Source organism: Psychrobacter sp. DAB_AL62B, assembly GCF_028895345.1.
Classification (GTDB): domain Bacteria; phylum Pseudomonadota; class Gammaproteobacteria; order Pseudomonadales; family Moraxellaceae; genus Psychrobacter.
Window position 1 is genome coordinate 1 of the sequence record NZ_SAXC01000023.1, and the last position, 1552, is coordinate 1552.

The 1552-nt window shown below is 47.2% G+C and carries 2 protein-coding genes; both read right to left on the reverse strand.

Going from position 1 to position 1552, the window contains the following annotated elements:
- Nucleotides 1–983 (reverse strand): NAD(P)(+) transhydrogenase (Re/Si-specific) subunit beta (locus EPB74_RS13325; protein ID WP_274904627.1); only part of this gene is annotated, 983 nt, incomplete at its 3' end.
- Nucleotides 980–1327 carry a proton-translocating transhydrogenase family protein gene (locus EPB74_RS13330; protein ID WP_274904629.1) on the reverse strand — a complete coding sequence of 116 codons (348 nt, stop codon included), beginning with the start codon at nt 1325–1327 and terminating at the stop codon, nt 980–982. The genes EPB74_RS13330 and EPB74_RS13325, both read right to left, overlap by 4 nt.
- Between the last annotated feature and the right edge of the window lie 225 nt (nt 1328–1552).

Genomic DNA, 1552 nt, shown 5'->3' on the forward strand with positions numbered 1-1552 from the left:
AGCTCTTTGACCGCGTTTTGTGCACGACCTTGCGCCATGCCATAACCTGGGACAATCACCACACTACTGGCGTTGGCCATTAAGAAACCCGCATCTTCTGCTGAACCTGCTTTATAGTTCTTTGGCGCACCATCATCGCCACCAGCGGCGACTGCTGACGTACCCATACCACCAAATAAGACGTTCAATAATGAGCGGTTCATGGCTTTACACATGATATAAGATAAGATCGCACCAGACGAACCGACGAGCGAACCTGCGATAATCAACATCGAGTTGCCAAGGGTAAAACCAATACCTGCTGCTGCCCAACCTGAGAATGAGTTCAGTAGAGATACAACCACTGGCATATCACCGCCACCAATTGGCGCAATCCACATCCAGCCAAAGATCACCGCAATCACTGCCATGGCATAAAAAGCGGGTAATGAATCGGTGACGAAGTACACACCACCAAAGCCAATCATCGCAATGAAAAGTATTGCTTGTACCGGTTTTACCCAGCCACCAACCAAGGTTTTCGCCCAGCTTTTCGCTGCCAATTTACCAAAGGCAAAGACTGAGGCTGAAAAGGTAATCGCACCGATAAAACAACCAATAAACAATTCAACACGGGCAACCGTGCCATGCTGTTGTTCAGTATGCAATACCGTTGCTAACGCAATCGCCACTGCTGCTAAACCAACAAACGAGTGCATCAAAGCAACGGTTTCTGGCATTTGGGTCATCGCCACCGTTTTTGCTTTCCACATACCGACGATAGCACCCAACACCATCGCACCGATAATTAACCAAAGAACGGGGCCTTCCGCTAAGAAGAATGTCGTCACGACAGCAATCGCCATCGCAGCCATACCGAGGCGATTACCACGAATCGCTGTTTTAGGGCTAGATAAACCACGTAAGGTCAAAACAAAAAGAATGGCGCCGACTAGATAAAACCAATCCGCATTGGCAGAAATCATCGCTGTTAAATCACTCATGCGTCGCCTCCATTTTCAGTCGTCCCAGTTTCAAGTGCAGGTGCTTTTTTTACTTTTGGTTTAAACATTGACAGCATACGCTCGGTCACCGCAAAACCACCAAAAATATTGATACTGGCTAAAAATACCGCAAACGCTCCAAGTAAACTGGTCGGCGTAAATATCGAACCATCAATGGTGACGGTCTGCAACATCGCCCCGACAATGACAATACTGGATAAAGCATTGGTTACGGCCATCAATGGTGTGTGCAATGCTGGGGTCACGCCCCAAACAACGTAGTATCCAACAAAAATAGCAAGCACAAACACGGTAAAAATCGCTACAAATGGCGTGCTACTCATGGCCGCACCCGCTGGCGCTGCCGCTAAAATAGTGGCAATCATCTTATCCTCCTAAAAATTGTTTCGTTACTGGCAAATGTATAATCATAAGATATTGAGACTTGAGACTTGGGAATTGAGATTTAGCGCTTAGCAAGACGCACTTGATTCGCATGTGTCACGGCTAATGCCCCTTGAATCTCATCTTCCATGTCTAAGTTGAGTGCCAGTGTGTTTGCTGCAGCG